The organism is Pseudomonas sp. NPDC087626 (genome assembly GCF_044743405.1).
Classification (GTDB): Bacteria; Pseudomonadota; Gammaproteobacteria; order Pseudomonadales; family Pseudomonadaceae; genus Aquipseudomonas.
Window position 1 is genome coordinate 1 of record NZ_JBIUWJ010000055.1, and the last position, 15,869, is coordinate 15,869.

Annotated in this window: 16 protein-coding genes and 3 tRNA genes; 17 read left to right on the forward strand and 2 right to left on the reverse strand. The window is 62.4% G+C overall.

What is annotated here, in order from left to right:
* The 14 genes from ACIOVD_RS27270 to ACIOVD_RS27335 all read left to right on the forward strand — a co-directional run.
* On the forward strand, positions 1-267 hold a 267-nt coding region (locus ACIOVD_RS27270; protein ID WP_401131263.1), incomplete at its 5' end, for a hypothetical protein.
* Between the two features lie 17 nt (positions 268-284).
* Positions 285-1,109 (forward strand): tRNA pseudouridine(38-40) synthase TruA, encoded by an 825-nt coding sequence (gene truA, locus ACIOVD_RS27275; protein WP_159998870.1) that lies wholly within the window; start codon positions 285-287, stop codon positions 1,107-1,109.
* Between the two features lie 63 nt (positions 1,110-1,172).
* Positions 1,173-1,805, forward strand: coding sequence for a phosphoribosylanthranilate isomerase (locus ACIOVD_RS27280; protein WP_159996875.1), 633 nt, complete (start codon positions 1,173-1,175; stop codon positions 1,803-1,805).
* A gap of 272 nt (positions 1,806-2,077) precedes the next feature.
* On the forward strand, positions 2,078-2,998 hold the full coding sequence (gene accD, locus ACIOVD_RS27285) for an acetyl-CoA carboxylase, carboxyltransferase subunit beta (protein WP_095171991.1): 921 nt from the start codon (positions 2,078-2,080) through the stop codon (positions 2,996-2,998).
* Complete coding sequence (gene folC / locus ACIOVD_RS27290) at positions 2,995-4,302, forward strand: bifunctional tetrahydrofolate synthase/dihydrofolate synthase (RefSeq protein WP_401131266.1); 1,308 nt, start codon at positions 2,995-2,997, stop codon at positions 4,300-4,302. The genes accD and folC overlap by 4 nt, the downstream gene beginning before the upstream one ends.
* Complete coding sequence (locus tag ACIOVD_RS27295; protein WP_401131268.1) at positions 4,286-4,939, forward strand: SPOR domain-containing protein; 654 nt, start codon at positions 4,286-4,288, stop codon at positions 4,937-4,939. Before folC ends, ACIOVD_RS27295 begins: the two co-directional genes overlap by 17 nt.
* Before the next feature lie 98 nt (positions 4,940-5,037).
* A complete protein-coding gene (locus ACIOVD_RS27300; RefSeq protein WP_095171985.1) occupies positions 5,038-5,598 on the forward strand; it encodes a CvpA family protein in 561 nt (186 codons plus the stop codon).
* 41 nt (positions 5,599-5,639) lie between these two features.
* Positions 5,640-7,145: an amidophosphoribosyltransferase gene (purF, locus tag ACIOVD_RS27305; RefSeq protein ID WP_095171983.1), complete on the forward strand. Its 1,506-nt coding sequence runs from the start codon at positions 5,640-5,642 to the stop codon at positions 7,143-7,145.
* Positions 7,146-7,223: 78 nt separating this feature from the next.
* Positions 7,224-8,435, forward strand: a complete 1,212-nt coding sequence (locus ACIOVD_RS27310; RefSeq protein WP_401131271.1) for an O-succinylhomoserine sulfhydrylase — start codon at positions 7,224-7,226, stop codon at positions 8,433-8,435.
* A complete protein-coding gene (locus ACIOVD_RS27315; RefSeq protein ID WP_159996867.1) occupies positions 8,432-9,208 on the forward strand; it encodes an SDR family oxidoreductase in 777 nt (258 codons plus the stop codon). The genes ACIOVD_RS27310 and ACIOVD_RS27315 overlap by 4 nt, the downstream gene beginning before the upstream one ends.
* 168 nt (positions 9,209-9,376) lie before the next feature.
* Positions 9,377-9,452, forward strand: a tRNA-Val gene (locus ACIOVD_RS27320).
* A gap of 54 nt (positions 9,453-9,506) precedes the next feature.
* Positions 9,507-9,583 (forward strand) — tRNA-Asp (locus tag ACIOVD_RS27325).
* A 93-nt stretch (positions 9,584-9,676) separates the two neighbouring features.
* Positions 9,677-9,753 (forward strand) — tRNA-Asp (locus ACIOVD_RS27330).
* A gap of 273 nt (positions 9,754-10,026) precedes the next feature.
* A complete protein-coding gene (locus ACIOVD_RS27335) occupies positions 10,027-10,188 on the forward strand; it encodes a hypothetical protein (RefSeq protein ID WP_174244586.1) in 162 nt (53 codons plus the stop codon).
* A 15-nt stretch (positions 10,189-10,203) separates the two neighbouring features.
* Here the strand turns inward: ACIOVD_RS27335 and ACIOVD_RS27340 are convergent, their stop codons facing one another.
* Positions 10,204-11,229, reverse strand: coding sequence for an AraC family transcriptional regulator ligand-binding domain-containing protein (locus tag ACIOVD_RS27340; protein WP_401131273.1), 1,026 nt, complete (start codon positions 11,227-11,229; stop codon positions 10,204-10,206).
* A 71-nt stretch (positions 11,230-11,300) separates the two neighbouring features.
* Here ACIOVD_RS27340 and ACIOVD_RS27345 point away from each other — a divergent pair, with 71 nt between their 5' ends.
* Complete coding sequence (locus tag ACIOVD_RS27345) at positions 11,301-12,215, forward strand: LysR family transcriptional regulator (RefSeq protein WP_095171976.1); 915 nt, start codon at positions 11,301-11,303, stop codon at positions 12,213-12,215.
* A gap of 9 nt (positions 12,216-12,224) precedes the next feature.
* Here the strand turns inward: ACIOVD_RS27345 and ACIOVD_RS27350 are convergent, their stop codons facing one another.
* Positions 12,225-13,175 carry a transporter gene (locus ACIOVD_RS27350; RefSeq protein WP_095171974.1) on the reverse strand — a complete coding sequence of 317 codons (951 nt, stop codon included), beginning with the start codon at positions 13,173-13,175 and terminating at the stop codon, positions 12,225-12,227.
* Positions 13,176-13,433: 258 nt separating this feature from the next.
* Between ACIOVD_RS27350 and ACIOVD_RS27355 the strand changes: the two genes are divergently transcribed.
* The gene (locus ACIOVD_RS27355) at positions 13,434-14,471 is read left to right on the forward strand and encodes an AraC family transcriptional regulator (protein ID WP_401131276.1); all 1,038 of its coding nucleotides are present in this window, start codon (positions 13,434-13,436) and stop codon (positions 14,469-14,471) included.
* A gap of 63 nt (positions 14,472-14,534) precedes the next feature.
* Positions 14,535-15,422 carry a Dyp-type peroxidase gene (locus tag ACIOVD_RS27360; protein WP_095171971.1) on the forward strand — a complete coding sequence of 296 codons (888 nt, stop codon included), beginning with the start codon at positions 14,535-14,537 and terminating at the stop codon, positions 15,420-15,422.
* The last annotated feature ends 447 nt before the right edge of the window (positions 15,423-15,869 follow it).

A 15,869-nucleotide genomic window follows, 5' to 3' on the forward strand; every position in this document is an offset into this window, starting at 1 on the left:
CGAGGCACCGAGTGGTGGGGTAAGAGCGTTTTGCTTACTTTTGCGCTGTTCAAAAGTGAGCCGCCGTCAGGCGGAACCATAGGAGGCCGTTACCGAAGAAATGGATATGTACTCGGCCTGATCCAGCATCCGCCCGGCCAGGCCCCACAGATTCACTGTGAGCAGGCGCAAAACAAAAAACAGCGCGAACATGGCATCCCCGGCGCACACCCTTATAATGCCCGCCTTAGCGTAAATCAGCAGGCTGTCACCCCTTGGCAAATATAGATAACCCGGCCGCCGAAATGGCGGCCGACGGCTTTTTCCGGATCGCGTTGGGCGTCGAATACAAAGGCTCGCGCTACCGCGGCTGGCAGCGCCAGGCCTCCGGCGTGGCCACCGTGCAACAAGCCCTCGAGACGGCCTTGTCGAAAGTCGCCGATTCGCCAGTGTCCCTGCATTGCGCGGGGCGCACCGATGCCGGTGTGCACGCCTGTGGCCAGGTGGTGCATTTCGACACCCAGGTGGAGCGTTCGCTGAAGGCCTGGGTCATGGGCGCCAACATCAACTTGCCCCACGACATCAGCGTCAGTTGGGCCAAGGTCATGCCGGCGGATTTCCATGCGCGCTTCAAGGCCATTGCCCGGCGTTATCGTTATGTCATCTACAACGACCAGATCCGCCCGGCCCACCTCAACGAGGAAGTGACCTGGAACCATCGGCCGCTGGATGAACAACGCATGGCCGAAGCTGCGCAGCATTTGCTCGGCACGCACGATTTCAGCGCCTTTCGCGCGGGGCAGTGCCAGGCCAAGTCGCCGGTCAAGCAGATCCATCACCTGCGCGTGACCCGGCACGGCAAAATGATCGTGCTGGACATTCGCGCCAGTGCCTTCCTGCATCACATGGTGCGTAACATTGCCGGGGTGCTGATGACCATCGGTACCGGCGAGCGTCCGGTGGAGTGGGCCAAGGAGGTGCTGGAGAGCCGGATTCGCCGCACGGGCGGGGTCACGGCCCATCCCTTCGGGCTGTACCTGGTGCAGGTCGAGTACCGTGATGAATTCCCGCTGCCAGAGCGTTACATCGGGCCGCATTTCCTCACCGGCTTCTCGGAACTTGACGGCTGACGCCCGCCAATGCATTTGCTACCATCCGGGACTTTCCCGGATTTGCCCTGAGGTTCCCCCGACATGCCAGCCGTTCGCAGCAAAATTTGTGGGATTACCCGCATTGAAGACGCGCTGGCGGCGGTCGAGGCCGGGGCCGATGCCATCGGGTTGGTGTTCTACGCCAAGAGCCCGCGGGCGGTCACGGTCCAGCAGGCGCGGGCCATTATCGCCGCGCTGCCGCCGTTCGTGACCACCGTGGGTTTGTTCGTCAACGCCAGTCGCTGCGAGCTCGGCGAGATCCTCGATGCCGTGCCGCTGGACCTGTTGCAGTTCCATGGTGATGAAACCCTGGCCGATTGCGAAGGCTGGCACCGGCCCTATATCAAGGCCCTGCGGGTCAAGGCCGGGGACGATATCGCCGCTGCCTGTGATGCCTACCCGAGTGCCAGTGGGATCTTGCTCGATACCTATGTCGAAGGAGTGCCCGGTGGAACCGGCGAGGCCTTCGACTGGTCATTGATACCGCCGGGTTTGCGCAAGCCGATTATCCTGGCCGGCGGCCTGACCCCGGACAACGTGGCGCAGGCCATTGCCCGGGTCCGGCCGTACGCGGTGGACGTCAGTGGTGGGGTAGAGCAGGGCAAGGGCATCAAGGATCACGCAAGGATTCACGCATTTATGCAGGCCGTACGCAGCAGCACCGCGACGATGTGACGGCTGGCAGTCTGCCGCCGTCCACTGCATGGTACAAAACATGCGCTGCACACAGCAGGCAGGCGTCGCCTTCGGGCGGGCCAGAACCGAAGTGGCAACCCCAAGCGCGGGTTGTCTGGATGGCTGAGGATGGAGTGCGTTGCAGGCAGGTCACGGCCTAGTGCTGACCGCCGTAGCGTACCGATCATCGCCGCACACATGAATTTAGCTCAAGGGCATACACGGGGCTGCGAACCAGAGCGTTCGGGCCGCCGGTACTGGAGAAAGAAAGCATGAGCAACTGGTTAGTAGACAAACTGATCCCTTCGATCATGCGTTCCGAGGTGAAAAAAAGCTCGGTGCCTGAAGGTCTGTGGCACAAGTGCCCATCCTGCGAGGCGGTGCTGTACCGTCCGGAACTGGAAAAGACCCTGGATGTTTGCCCCAAGTGCAATCACCACATGCGCATTGGCGCCCGTGCACGGATCGACATCTTCCTCGACGCTGAAGGCCGTGCCGAATTGGGCGCCGAGCTGGAGCCGGTTGACCGTCTGAAATTCCGCGACGGCAAGAAGTACAAGGACCGCCTGACTGCTGCCCAGAAGCAGACCGGTGAAAAAGACGCCCTGATCTCCATGAGCGGTACCCTGTTGGGCATGCCGGTGGTGGTGTCGGCGTTCGAATTCTCCTTCATGGGCGGTTCCATGGGCGCGATCGTCGGCGAGCGCTTCGTGCGTGCGGCCAACTATGCGCTGGAGCACCGTTGCCCGATGATCTGCTTCGCCGCTTCCGGTGGCGCGCGGATGCAGGAAGCCCTGATCTCGTTGATGCAAATGGCCAAGACCTCGGCGGTCCTGGCGCGTCTGCGTGAAGAAGGCATTCCGTTCATCTCGGTACTGACCGACCCGGTCTACGGCGGCGTTTCCGCCAGCCTGGCGATGCTGGGCGACGTGATCGTCGGCGAACCCAAGGCCCTGATCGGCTTCGCCGGTCCGCGCGTGATCGAGCAGACCGTACGGGAAAAACTGCCAGAAGGCTTCCAGCGCAGCGAGTTCCTGCTGGAGCACGGCGCCATCGATATGATCATTGCCCGTTCCGAGCTGCGTCCACGCCTGGGCAACCTGCTGGCGCAACTGATGGGACTGCCGACGCCTGAGTTCGTCGCCGCACCAATCGAGCCAATCGTGGTTCCGCCGGTACCTGCCAACCTATGACCCAACGTACCCTTGGCGAATGGCTCGCCTACCTTGAGCAGTTGCATCCGTCCGCCATCGACATGGGGCTTGCGCGCTCGCAAGAGGTAGCGTCCCGGATGGGGCTGGGCAAGCCGGCGCCTCGGGTGATCACGGTCACCGGCACCAACGGCAAGGGTTCTACCTGTGCGTTCGTGGCTTCCTTGCTGCGCGCGCAGGGCCTGAAGGTGGGTGTCTACAATTCTCCGCATCTGCTGCATTACAACGAGCGGGTGCAGGTCAATGGCGTGTTGGCCACTGACGAACAGCTGTGCGAGGCCTTCACTGCGGTGGAGGCGGGCCGTGGCGAAATCTCCCTGACCTACTTCGAAATGGGCACCCTGGCGGCGTTCTGGCTGTTCCAGCGCGCAGGTCTGGATGCGGTGGTTCTGGAAGTTGGTCTTGGCGGGCGCCTGGACACGGTCAACCTGGTGGATGCAGATATCGCGCTGGTCACCAGTGTCGGTGTCGATCATGCCGACTACCTGGGCAATACCCGGGAATCGGTGGCCTTCGAGAAGGCCGGGATTTTCCGCCACGGCGCTCCGGCGCTGTGTGGTGACCTCAATCCACCACAACCCCTGCTGGACAAGGCGCGCGAGCTGGCCTGCCCATTTTTCCTGCGGGGTCGGGATTTTGACCTGGGCCTGACGGACCAGCACTGGCAGTGGCGCGGTGTCGACGGCCAGGGGCGTACGCTTGAGCTGCGGGATCTGCCATTGCTCGACCTGCCGATGGAAAACGCTGCGCTGGCGCTGCAGGCCTACGCCTTGCTGGACCTGCCTTGGATGCCTGAGCAGATTGCCGCGGCATTGCAGGCGACTCGCGTGGTCGGGCGCCTGGATCGGCGTCAGTTCAACTGGCAGGGCAAGCGCCTGAACCTGATGCTGGACGTCGGGCACAATCCGCACGCGGCCGAGTACCTGGCGCAGCGCCTGGCCCGGCGGCCGGTGGTGGGTCGGCGCCTGGCGGTCTTCGGATTGCTGGCCGACAAGGATCTTGATGGAGTTGTCGGTGAATTGAGTGCTAGTGTCCAGCACTGGGCTGTCGCCCCGCTGGATTCTGCGCGCGCCCGCCCGGTTGCGGATATACAGGCCGCGTTGCAGAACCTTGGCGCGTCCGTGACCTCCTATGCAAGTGTGGCCGAAGCCCTGGAGGGGCAGAGCGCGCAGGCAACGGCAGACGACGAGATTCTGCTGTTCGGATCATTTTATTGTGTCGCCGAGGCCCTTGAATGGCTCGCTCGGCACTCCACGGAGGAAGCTGCAGATGGCTTTGCTGGATAACGCGTACAAGCAGCGGATGGTCGGTGCACTGGTGCTGGTGGCCCTGGCGGTGATTTTCCTGCCGATGATGTTCTCCCGTGAGGATGAACAGCGCCAGGTGGTGGTCCAGGCTCCGGCCGCACCACGGGCGCCGGCCATGCCTCAGGTCCAGGTCGAGCCGGTGGTGGTTCCCGAGCCACAAGCGCTGCCGCAGGAACCTGTGCCCAGCGATGCCGAAATTGCCATGGAGCAGGCACCGGCCGCGAGCACACCGACTGTCGCCCCGAGCGCACCGATCGTCGCGGCGCCGGTGGTGGCCAAGCCAGTTACTCCGCCGCCAGCACCCAAGCCAGTACCTGCTCCGGCTGCGCCCGCCAGCAAGCCTGACACCACCCAGAGTCGGGTCGATGCCAATGGCCTGTCGGTCAGTTGGTCGGTGCAACTGGCCAGCCTGGCCAATCGTGAAAGCGCCGAAAGCCTGCAGAAAACCCTGCGTAGCCAGGGCTACAACGCCTATATCCGCACTGCTGATGGCAAGAATCGGGTGTTCGTCGGGCCGCTGATCGAGCGCGCCGAAGCCGACCGTCTGCGTGACCTGCTGAACCGCAAACAGAACCTCAAGGGTTTTGTGGTGCGTTTCCAGCCCGAGCGCGGCTGAAACGATCGTCCCTATTTGAAATGCACTGAAAATCGCAGCTTACCGATAGCCATGGGCTCTGCTAAAATGCGCCGCCTTATCCGTCTGTAGGCTGTACTGTGCCATTTACCTGGGTTGACTGGGCGATCGTTGCAATCATCGCCATCTCCGCTTTGATCAGTCTGAGCCGCGGCTTCGTAAAAGAAGCATTATCGCTGGTGACCTGGATCATCGCAGGAGCCGTTGCCTGGATGTTTGGTGGCTCATTGTCCGAGTACCTCGCCGGATACATCGAAACACCTTCGGCCCGCGTGATCGCCGGCTGCGCCATCTTGTTTGTGGCCACCCTCGTGGTGGGTGCAATGATCAATTATCTTATCGGCGAACTGGTTCGCGTCACCGGCCTCTCCGGGACCGATCGATTCCTCGGCATGGCCTTCGGTGCGGCGCGTGGCGCCTTGCTGGTGGTCACCGCAGTCGGGCTGTTGAGCCTGGGCCCGGTACAGCAGGATTCATGGTGGCAGGAGTCGCGGCTCGTGCCACAATTTCTATTGGTTGCAGACTGGTCCAAAAACCTCATATTGGGGTGGAGCAGTCAGTGGCTGGCCAGCGGTATCAGCGTACCCGCTGACATACCGTTCAAGGAGCACCTCTTGCCGACGGCGAAAACGCCGCAGTGAGTCGTGTTCAGTTCAGTTTCATTAAGTAGGGGTTGCGTCGCATGTGTGGCATCGTCGGTATCGTCGGTAAGTCGAACGTCAATCAGGCGCTGTATGACGCGCTAACCGTCCTCCAGCACCGCGGCCAGGACGCTGCCGGGATTGTGACCAGCCACGACGGCCGGTTATTTCTGCGCAAGGACAATGGTCTGGTACGTGACGTGTTTCATCAGCGTCACATGCAGCGCCTCGTCGGCCACATGGGCATTGGCCATGTGCGTTATCCGACTGCCGGTAGCTCGACCTCGGCCGAAGCTCAACCGTTTTACGTCAACTCGCCATATGGCATCACCCTGGCGCACAACGGCAACCTGACCAACGTTGAACAGTTGGCCAAGGAGATCTACGAATCTGATCTGCGCCACGTCAATACCAACTCCGACTCGGAAGTGCTGCTCAACGTGTTCGCTCACGAACTGGCCCAGCGCGGCAAGTTGCAGCCAACCGAAGAAGACGTGTTCGCTGCCGTCACCGACGTGCACAACCGTTGCATAGGTGGCTACGCGGTCGTGGCGATGATCACCGGCTACGGTATCGTCGGCTTCCGCGACCCGCACGGCATCCGTCCGATCGTCTTCGGCCAGCGTCACACCGACGAAGGCGTCGAGTACATGATCGCCTCCGAGAGCGTGTCCCTGGACGTGCTGGGCTTTACCCTGATCCGCGACCTGGCGCCGGGCGAAGCGGTCTACATCACTGAAGAGGGTAAGCTGCACACCCGTCAGTGCGCGACCAACCCGTCCCTGACCCCGTGCATCTTCGAACACGTGTACCTGGCGCGTCCGGACTCGATCATCGACGGCGTGTCGGTGTACAAGGCTCGCCTGCGCATGGGTGAGAAGCTGGCCGAGAAGATCCTGCGCGAGCGTCCCGAGCACGACATCGACGTGGTCATCCCGATTCCGGACACCAGCCGCACCGCGGCCCTGGAGCTGGCGAACCACCTGGGCGTGAAGTTCCGCGAAGGTTTCGTGAAAAACCGCTACATCGGCCGGACCTTCATCATGCCGGGCCAGGCAGCGCGGAAAAAATCCGTACGCCAGAAGCTCAACGCCATCGAGCTGGAGTTCCGCGGCAAGAACGTGATGCTGGTGGACGACTCGATCGTGCGCGGCACCACCTGCAAGCAAATCATCCAGATGGCCCGTGAAGCTGGCGCCAAGAACGTCTACTTCTGCTCCGCGGCACCGGCCGTGCGTTACCCGAACGTCTACGGCATCGACATGCCAAGCGCTCACGAACTGATCGCGCACAATCGTTCGACCCAGGACGTGGCCGACCTGATCGGTGCTGACTGGCTGATCTATCAGGACCTGCCTGACTTGATCGAAGCCGTCGGCGGCGGCAAGATCAAGATCGAAAAGTTCGATTGCGCAGTGTTCGACGGCAAGTACGTCACCGGCGACGTCGACGAGGCTTACCTGAACAAGATCGAGCAGGCGCGTAACGACGCCTCCAAGGTCAAGACCCAGGCAGTCAGTGCGATCATCGATCTGTACAACAACTGAGTTTCTACCGGCCCTGAGGGGCCGGTTTTGTATCTACTACAGGCTCTTCATGACAAGAGCAGGGCAAGGAGTGACAGCATGAGTCAGGATTGGGATGCCGGTCGGCTGGACAGCGACCTCGATGGCGTAGCGTTCGATACCCTGGCCGTACGTGCCGGCCAGCACCGCACGCCGGAGGGCGAACACGGTGATCCGATGTTCTTCACCTCCAGCTATGTGTTCCGTACCGCGGCCGATGCTGCGGCGCGCTTTGCTGGCGAAGTGCCGGGCAACGTCTACTCGCGCTACACCAACCCCACTGTGCGGGCGTTCGAGGAGCGCATTGCCGCCCTCGAAGGCGCTGAGCAGGCGGTGGCCACGGCCACTGGCATGGCGGCAATTCTTGCGGTGGTGATGAGCCTGTGCAGTGCTGGCGACCATGTGCTGGTGTCGCGCAGTGTGTTTGGTTCGACCATCAGCCTGTTTGAGAAGTACTTCAAGCGCTTTGGCATCGAAGTCGACTACGTACCCCTGGCGGACCTGTCCGGCTGGGACGCGGCAATCAAGGCCAACACCAAGCTGCTGTTCGTCGAGTCGCCGTCCAATCCGTTGGCCGAACTGGTGGACATCAGCGCATTGTCCGAAGTCGCGCACGCCAAGGGCGCGATGCTGGTGGTCGACAACTGCTTCTGCACGCCTGCCTTGCAGCAACCGCTCAAGCTCGGCGCGGACGTCGTGGTGCACTCGGCCACCAAGTTCATCGACGGCCAGGGCCGGTGCATGGGCGGCGTGGTGGCTGGGCGCAGCGAGCAGATGAAGGAAATCGTCGGTTTCCTGCGTACAGCCGGGCCGACCCTGAGTCCGTTCAACGCCTGGATCTTCCTCAAGGGCCTGGAAACCTTGAGCCTGCGCATGAAGGCGCACTGCGCTAACGCCCAGCAACTGGCCGAATGGCTGGAGCAGCAGGACGGTATCGAGAAAGTGCATTACGCCGGCCTCAAGAGCCACCCGCAGCACGAGTTGGCCCAGCGCCAGCAGAAGGGCTTTGGCGCGGTCGTGAGCTTCGAGGTCAAGGGCGGCAAAGAAGGCGCATGGCGCTTCATCGATGCCACCCGGCTGATCTCGATCACCGCCAACCTGGGTGACAGCAAGACCACCATTACCCACCCAAGCACCACCTCCCACGGGCGCCTGGCGCCACAGGAGCGCGAGGCGGCGGGTATTCGTGACAGCCTGATCCGGATTGCCGTCGGCCTCGAAGACGTGGTCGACCTGCAAGCGGACCTGGCGCGCGGGCTGGCTGCCTTGTGATCGAGATCGCAACGCCTGCCAGCGGCAGCAATGGCCGGGTTGCCCTGGTCACAGGTGCTGCCCGCGGCATCGGTCTGGGGATTGCCGCCTGGTTGATCAGCGAAGGCTGGCAGGTGGTGCTGACCGATCTCGACCGTGAGCGTGGTTCCAAGGTTGCCAAGGCGTTGGGTGAGCATGCCTGGTTCATCACCATGGACGTTGCCGATGAGCAGCAAGTGACCCAGGGCGTTGCCGAAGTACTGGGGCAGTTTGGGCGCCTGGATGCCCTGGTGTGCAACGCGGCGGTTGCCGACCCGCGCAATATCACCCTGGAAAGCCTCGACCTGGCCTACTGGAATCGGGTGTTGGCGGTCAACCTCAGTGGGCCCATGTTGTTGGCCAAGCACTGTGCGCCGTATCTGCGGGCTCACAACGGTGCCATCGTCAACCTGGCCTCGACCCGGGCCGGGCAGTCGGAACCTGACACCGAGGCCTACGCGGCGAGCAAGGGCGGCTTGCTGGCCTTGACCCACGCGCTGGCCATCAGCCTTGGCCCGGAAGTCCGGGTCAATGCGGTCAGCCCTGGCTGGATCGATGCCCGCGACCCGTCGGCGCGACGTGCCGAACCATTGAGTGATGCCGATCATGCCCAGCATCCGGCGGGCAGGGTAGGTACGGTCGAAGATGTCGCGGCGATGGTAGCGTGGCTGCTGTCGCGCAATGCCGGGTTTGTCACCGGCCAGGAGTTCGTGGTCGACGGCGGCATGACCAAGAAGATGATCTACGAGCAGTGAAGGGCAGCGACAAGTAAAAGCCGGTCGCAGGCGTCACTGCCTGCGCACCACTGCTTTGACTTGGAGCGTGCCGCTTGTGGCTTTCAGCTGTTTTTGAAAAAAACTTCAATCAGGGTATTGACTTAGCTTCGGTATCTGCGTAAATTTCGCGGCCTCGGAGAAGCAAACGGGTGATTAGCTCAGCTGGGAGAGCGTCTGCCTTACAAGCAGAATGTCGGCGGTTCGATCCCGTCATCACCCACCACTTCTTGAGAGTCTTGCGAAAGCAAGATGGAAGCTGAAAAGCCTCCACCGACGCGCAGCGGTAGTTCAGTCGGTTAGAATACCGGCCTGTCACGCCGGGGGTCGCGGGTTCGAGTCCCGTCCGCTGCGCCATATTTTCCAGATCGGGTTTACCCGGTTTGAGATTGCAAAGCCTCGATGCTTTACAGTCAGACGAATTAACTGGACGCAAGTCCACAGCGATACGCAGCGGTAGTTCAGTCGGTTAGAATACCGGCCTGTCACGCCGGGGGTCGCGGGTTCGAGTCCCGTCCGCTGCGCCATATCTGCTCCAAGGCCCACTGAACGCCTTGGTGCTACGAAGCAAAACATTGGTCATGCCGATGTCTGTTTCGAGTCGATAGCAAAGACCCTGGTCGCAAGACCGGGGTTTTTTGTTTCTGCGATTCACAAAAAACCTGCGCGGCTCACGCTTCGCAGGTTTTTTGCTTTTCGCCTGGCGCGACAGACGCGCAAGCCAGCGTTGCCCTCAATATAGCGAAGCCGTGGCTTTGTTCTATCCTGAAATTTGAAACCCATCTCAGGAGGAGAGTGCCATGGCCGCTGACAAACAACACGATCAATACCGCGATAACGACGACGAAGAAGATCAGGACGAAGCCAGCCCTGAAGAGAACCCGCCACCACAGACCTGGAAACACCCCGATGACGGCAAAAGCCTCTCGGACCTGGACCAGGAATGGCCGTTGAAACCCTGACCCTGCCCGTACCGGTCATGCCTGGTGGCGTGATCGGTACGACCCCGGTGCGCATTCGAACCAGCGCAGGCAAGCGCGGTTGAAACTTTGCACATCGCTGTAGCCGAGCTGGTCGGAAATCTCCACCAGCTCCAACGGCGAGTGTTGCAGCAGGTCTTCGGAGCGATAGCGACGGTACTCGTCCAGCAACTCGGAAAAACTCCAGCCCAGGGCTTTCAGGCGCCGGGCGGCGGTGCGTTCGAGCAGGTGCTGGGAGGTGCAGAAGTCTTGCCAGTGGGCGCCGGGCAAGTCGCGGATCAGGTGGTCGCTGACCAGTTCGAGCAAGGTCGGCTCGCTGTTGCGCCGAGTCTGCTCCAGCAGTTCGACCAGTGTCTCCTCCAGTTGATGATTGCCCGGGGTCAGCGCCTGCACGAATACCTGGGGTTCGAGGTGGATCACGTTGTGTGCCTGGCGCCACTGCACCGGAGCACGGAAGGCCTGCTCGTGAGCCGAGGGGCTGGCTGGGGCCGAGTGCACCAGGCCCACCCCCAGGATCGGGTCTTGCCCCAGCCCGCTGGCCAGCACCTTGCGGCGCAGCATGCTGCAGATGCTGATGAGGATGTAGTCAGTCATCGCGGCGGTGGCGCGCAGGCTGCCGCAGTCCAGTAAGTGCAGTTGCACCGAGTCTTCGCTGCGCACCACCCGGGCCTGGAAATGGCCGTTGAAAAACGGGAAGAAACGCACGAAGTAGGCGCAGGCGCTGTCCAGCGATGCGGCCACATCAAACAGGTAGGTCAGGCCGTTGGTCGAGGTGGACACGAAGCGCCGCCCGGCCGCCAGCCCCAGCAGCGGGTCGGCGGTCGTGGCCTGGGCAAAGGCCCAGAAGCGCCGGGACAGAAACAGCGGGATCCGCGTAAACGGGGTGCGCAGTTCAAACAGCGTACGGCGAAACAAGGCCTCGATCTGTTCGCGCGCCACTCCCCGGGCCAGCAGTTCTTCGATGGCCGGCAGCAGGCTGGGGGCGTAGAACGCGTTGGCTGTCGGCTGATCGCTTTTTGTCATTTAGGGCTCACAGCATGTTCCGGTTCACTGGTTAGGCTGCCCGACGTTAAGCGATTTGCCGGAGCAAGACCATGCTTGATTTACGCCAGCTCGACCTCAACCTGCTGCTCGCCTTCGATGCCATCTACCAGCAACGCAGCGTTACCCGCGCTGCCGAAGTCATGAGCCTGTCGCAACCGGCGATGAGCAATGCGCTGCGCCGCCTGCGTGACCTGTGTGGCGACCCGCTGTTCATCAAGAGCCGCCTGGGGGTGACGCCGACCCTGGTGGCGCACCGCCTGGCCGATTACGTGCGCGCCGCGCTGGAGTGCCTGCGCGATGGCTTGCGGATGATCCCGGCCGCGCGGCAAAGCGATCCGCTGCTGCGCATCAGTTGCCTGGACTGCCTGCAGCCGGTGTTGCTCGAAGCCTTGCTCCAGGCCCCGCATGCCGATTGGCAGGTGCGGTATTTCCAGCCGCGACGCCGGGACGCCCTGCAGGAACTGGCAGCGGGCAAACTGGACATCCTGATCGATCTCGACCAACCCCTGGCGGGCCTGGCCGGCTTGCACAAGCAGGTGCTGCCGGTCGATCACTATGTGTTCGCCTATGGCGAGGCGCTGCGAGAGCCGCCGCGCACCCTGCAGGCTTACCTGGCGCAACCGCAGATCCAGGTCTCCAGCCGGCGCGACGGGCTGAGCCCGGTGGATCTGCACCTGGGCCTGAAAAGCCTGCGGCGCAACATCGCCGTAAGCACCCAGAGCACCCTGGCGGCGAAGTTGATCGCCGACCGCCAGCCGTTCGGCCTGAGCCTGCCGAGCCGGGTCGCCACGGCCCTGGGTATGCAGCAGGCGCCGTTGCCCCTGGACGAACCGGTAGCGTTGCAATTGGCGCTGTACATCGAGTCGCGATATCGCTTCGAGCGCAGCCGGGAGGAGGCAATGCACTGCCTGCTCAACGCCCTGGGCGCACCTCGCGCTCCGCTGGCCGTGGCACGCCGGGCGTGAGGCGCGTTGTCAGAACGCGTAGGGAATGGTGACTTTGGCCCACAGCATCTGGCCTTCTGGACGGTTTTCCACGTCGAATTCCTTGGCCCAGCGCAACTCGGCGCTCGCGTACTTGAGAAAAGTCAGATACATCGCCGGACCAATGGCGAACACCTCGCCACGCACCCCGTCGTTGACGTCCTGGCCGTTGAACTGCACGGTCTTGCCGTATTGTTTATCGTCGGTGGTCTGCTTGAGGTAATAACCGTTGAGGCCGAGGTTGAGGTTGTCGGTCACTTTGTAGCTGGCGGAATAGTCGAAATGGAAAATCTGCCCTGAGCGGTAATCGGTGTCGTGGTTCTCTTCGTTGAAGCTGTAGGTAGTCTTGAGTGACAGCTCGGTCCGCTCGGTCGGCAACCAGGTGAAGGAAAACAGCGGTTTGTAGGTGTAGAAGTTGTTACTGGTGTTGGCCAGTCGCGTGGCGTCGTATTCGCCGGTAGGAATGGTGATCTCCAGTGCCGCACCCAAGGTCAGGTTTTTCCCCATGTCCCACAAAATGATCGGGGCCACGGTGGTGTCGCCCATACTTTCGCGATCATCCTCCAGGCCGAAGGCCTGCACGCGCTGCTTGATCCAGGGCTGGGCTGCGTAGAAACCCAGGCGGCCACCGGCGATCCGCAGCGGGGTCAAGTAGTCCAGGCGCGGAATCACCGCTTCGGAGGTGATCTCGACGCCCGGCACCTTGCCACCCAGGGAGCTGATATTGAGCTTCCTGGCCTTGTAGAAGTTGTAGTAGAGGTTGAACGCAACCATGTTGTCCGGAAGGCCGTTGACGTCCAATGGCAGCATGAAGAAGCCGTCGGTGCCCGGGCCGATGTTGTCGACACCGGATTCGGTGGCCTGTGCCGACAGGCACACACTCGACAGCAGGGCCAGGCTTATCGCCAGGCGCAGGGGAGGGGAGACACGGGTCGGATTCATTTTTTTAACTCTTATTATTGTCTGGGGGCGCATCGCCGGCCTTGATGCTGGCCGCAACATAGAAATAAGCCCTCAGCGCCCGACAGGGCAGGGTATTGGCGGACACAGAGGGGACTTCTGCGGCCAGCCTATTCTCGCCATGGCGCCTGGCCGGCGAGGTTGGTTGCGGGTTGGCGGTCAGGCGGCCAGGCGTGCTAACGTTCTACGACATAATCGGTTACAAAAATAACAACTGAACCTGACCGGAAGCCAGTCGCCATGCCCATCAAAGTCATCGATCCCCACTACGAACTGGCGCTGGTGTCACCGTTCCTGCTGCAGACCCTGGCCGAAGTGGCCAGTGCCAACGGCATCGACCCCCACAGCCTGTGCCGTGGCCTGGGGTTTTCCCTCGAGGACCTGCAAGACCCGGCACAACGTATTTCCTACCGCCAGGCCGTGGCGATGATCCAGCGCGCACTCAAGGTCATCCCCAACCAGGGGCTCGGGCTGTGGGTGGGCAACCAGAACGTGCTGGGCACCCTGGGGTTGCTGGGGCATGTGTTGTCGCTGTGCAAGACCCTGCGTGACGCATTCGAGCTGGGTATGCGCCACCAGCACACCTCGGGCGGGATCGTGGTCTCCAGCGTCCGCGAAGTGGCCACCCAGGTGTTTGTCGACGCCGAGTGTCGCCTGCCGTTCGCCGACGTGCAGATGTTCGCCGTGGAAGAGTTCTTTGCCAGCCTGCTGGTCTACGGCCGAGCGCTGGTGGGTGCCGATTTCAGCTGTGTGCGGGTGGAGTTCGTCCACGCAGCCCCCGACTATCTGGCCGAATATCACCGCCTGCTGGGCACGGATGTGCGCTTTGGCTGCCTGCACAACCGCCTGGTGCTGGAAGCCCGCTGGCTCGACGTGCGCCTGCCCAACCACCATTCCCTGGCGCTGCGCCAGGCGGTCAAGCTGCTGGAGCTGGAAGGGGCCGAGGTGCACCAGAAGCTCGACCTGATTCAAGCAGTGGAGCGGGCCATCTCCCGCGACCTGACCCAGGGCAGCCACATCGAGAAAATTGCTGGCGACCTGAACATGAGCGGCCGCACCCTGCGCCGTCGCCTGACCGAACATGCCCTGACCTTCGAGGCCCTGCTGGAGCAAGTACGCCAGGCGCGCACCATGAGCCTGTTGGCCAACCCCGAGATGTCCATCGAGCGCATCACCGAAGAAGTCGGCTACAGCGATGTGCGCAGTTTCCGGCGTGCCTTCAAGCGCTGGACCGGGCAGAGCCCGAGTGCGTACCGGGGTGAGGCGCAGGCACAATAACCCTTGCCCTCACACAAACCCCCGCGTGGCGGGTAGAATTCCTGCCTTTCTAAAGGAGTTCTCATGAGTTACTACCAGCCGGGCATCCTCGCCACCCCCGTCCCGCCTCAGGCGCGGCATCTGTTTTTTGCGCTGCAGGCCGTTGAGGCATTGCCGGCGGCGCTCGACCAACTGATGCAGTGGGTTGACGGGAAGACGGCGGTGGTTGGGTTTGGCAAGTCGCTGGTCAACGCCCTGGAGGCCAAAGTGCCTGGGCTGCGGCCGTTCCCGGCGATGATCGGCGTGGGCGTCGACAACCCGTCGACCCAGCACGCGCTGTGGCTCTGGCTGCACGGTGAAGACCGCGGCGAACTGCTCAACCGCAGCCGCGCCATCGAGGCGGCGCTGGCCCCGGCCCTGCGCCTGGTGCAGATGAACGAAACCTTCCGCCACATGACCGGCCACGACCTGACCGGCTACGAAGACGGCACCGAAAACCCCCACGATGATGCCGCCGTGGCGGCCGCACTGGTGACTGAGGGCGAGGATGGCCAGGTGGGTGGCAGTTTTGCCGCGATCCAGCAGTGGCAGCATGACCTCAGCGGCTTCAATGCATTGGCGTCCCATGAGCAGGACAACATCATGGGCCGGCGTAAAAGCGATAACGAAGAGCTCGACGACGCGCCGATTTCCGCCCACGTCAAACGCACCGCCCAGGAAAGCTTCACCCCAGAGGCGTTCATCGTCCGTCGCTCGATGCCGTGGATCGAAGGCGAGCGTGCCGGCCTGATGTTCCTGGCCTTCGGTCATTCATTCAATGCCTTCGAAGCCCAGTTGCGCCGCATGAGTGGCCTGGAAGACGGGATCGCCGATGGCCTGTACCGCATGAGCCGGCCGATCACCGGTGGTTACTACTGGTGCCCACCCCTCAAGGATGGCCGCCTCGACCTGCGTGCGCTGCATATCGGCTGACGGGCATTCACCGTCGATAGCTGCGGTCTTTTGATCCTGGGTTTGTGGGTATATCCGGTGCTGCGGTTATGGCGGCTTAGGGTTCCGCCCTTACGGCGGGTCATGCAGCTGCAGGCGGGCTCGGCCTGTTGAGTGGTAAGGGCGGGCTTGCCCGCGATAGGCATAGGTATCTACACAGCTGTGGTGCGACGTTGCACCTGTGGAGAAAGAACCTGCTTGTGTACTGACCTCTGGGCCTCTGGGGTGTTGGATTAAGCGGAGTACATATCCATTTTTGCGGTAACGGCCTCCTATGGTTCCGCCTGACGGCGGCTCACTTTTGAACAGCGCAAAAGTAAGCAAAACGCTCTTTCCCCACCACTCGGTGCCTCGCTTAGGCTCGGCATGCCCGTACTCCGACATTGATTTGGGGGGCCGCCGCAATGGGCCCTCCCTGGCCCAGTGCGG

Coding starts and splice junctions, on each gene's coding strand:
- ACIOVD_RS27340 (WP_401131273.1), bottom strand. CDS start 11,229: ATGACAAAAAGCGATCAGCCGACAGCCAACGCGTTCTACGCCCCCAGC.
- purF (WP_095171983.1), top strand. CDS start 5,640: ATGTGTGGCATCGTCGGTATCGTCGGTAAGTCGAACGTCAATCAGGCG.
- ACIOVD_RS27295 (WP_401131268.1), top strand. CDS start 4,286: ATGGCTTTGCTGGATAACGCGTACAAGCAGCGGATGGTCGGTGCACTG.
- ACIOVD_RS27310 (WP_401131271.1), top strand. CDS start 7,224: ATGAGTCAGGATTGGGATGCCGGTCGGCTGGACAGCGACCTCGATGGC.
- ACIOVD_RS27280 (WP_159996875.1), top strand. CDS start 1,173: ATGCCAGCCGTTCGCAGCAAAATTTGTGGGATTACCCGCATTGAAGAC.
- truA (WP_159998870.1), top strand. CDS start 285: ATGGCGGCCGACGGCTTTTTCCGGATCGCGTTGGGCGTCGAATACAAA.
- accD (WP_095171991.1), top strand. CDS start 2,078: ATGAGCAACTGGTTAGTAGACAAACTGATCCCTTCGATCATGCGTTCC.
- folC (WP_401131266.1), top strand. CDS start 2,995: ATGACCCAACGTACCCTTGGCGAATGGCTCGCCTACCTTGAGCAGTTG.
- ACIOVD_RS27355 (WP_401131276.1), top strand. CDS start 13,434: ATGCCCATCAAAGTCATCGATCCCCACTACGAACTGGCGCTGGTGTCA.
- ACIOVD_RS27360 (WP_095171971.1), top strand. CDS start 14,535: ATGAGTTACTACCAGCCGGGCATCCTCGCCACCCCCGTCCCGCCTCAG.
- ACIOVD_RS27345 (WP_095171976.1), top strand. CDS start 11,301: ATGCTTGATTTACGCCAGCTCGACCTCAACCTGCTGCTCGCCTTCGAT.
- ACIOVD_RS27350 (WP_095171974.1), bottom strand. CDS start 13,175: ATGAATCCGACCCGTGTCTCCCCTCCCCTGCGCCTGGCGATAAGCCTG.
- ACIOVD_RS27335 (WP_174244586.1), top strand. CDS start 10,027: ATGGCCGCTGACAAACAACACGATCAATACCGCGATAACGACGACGAA.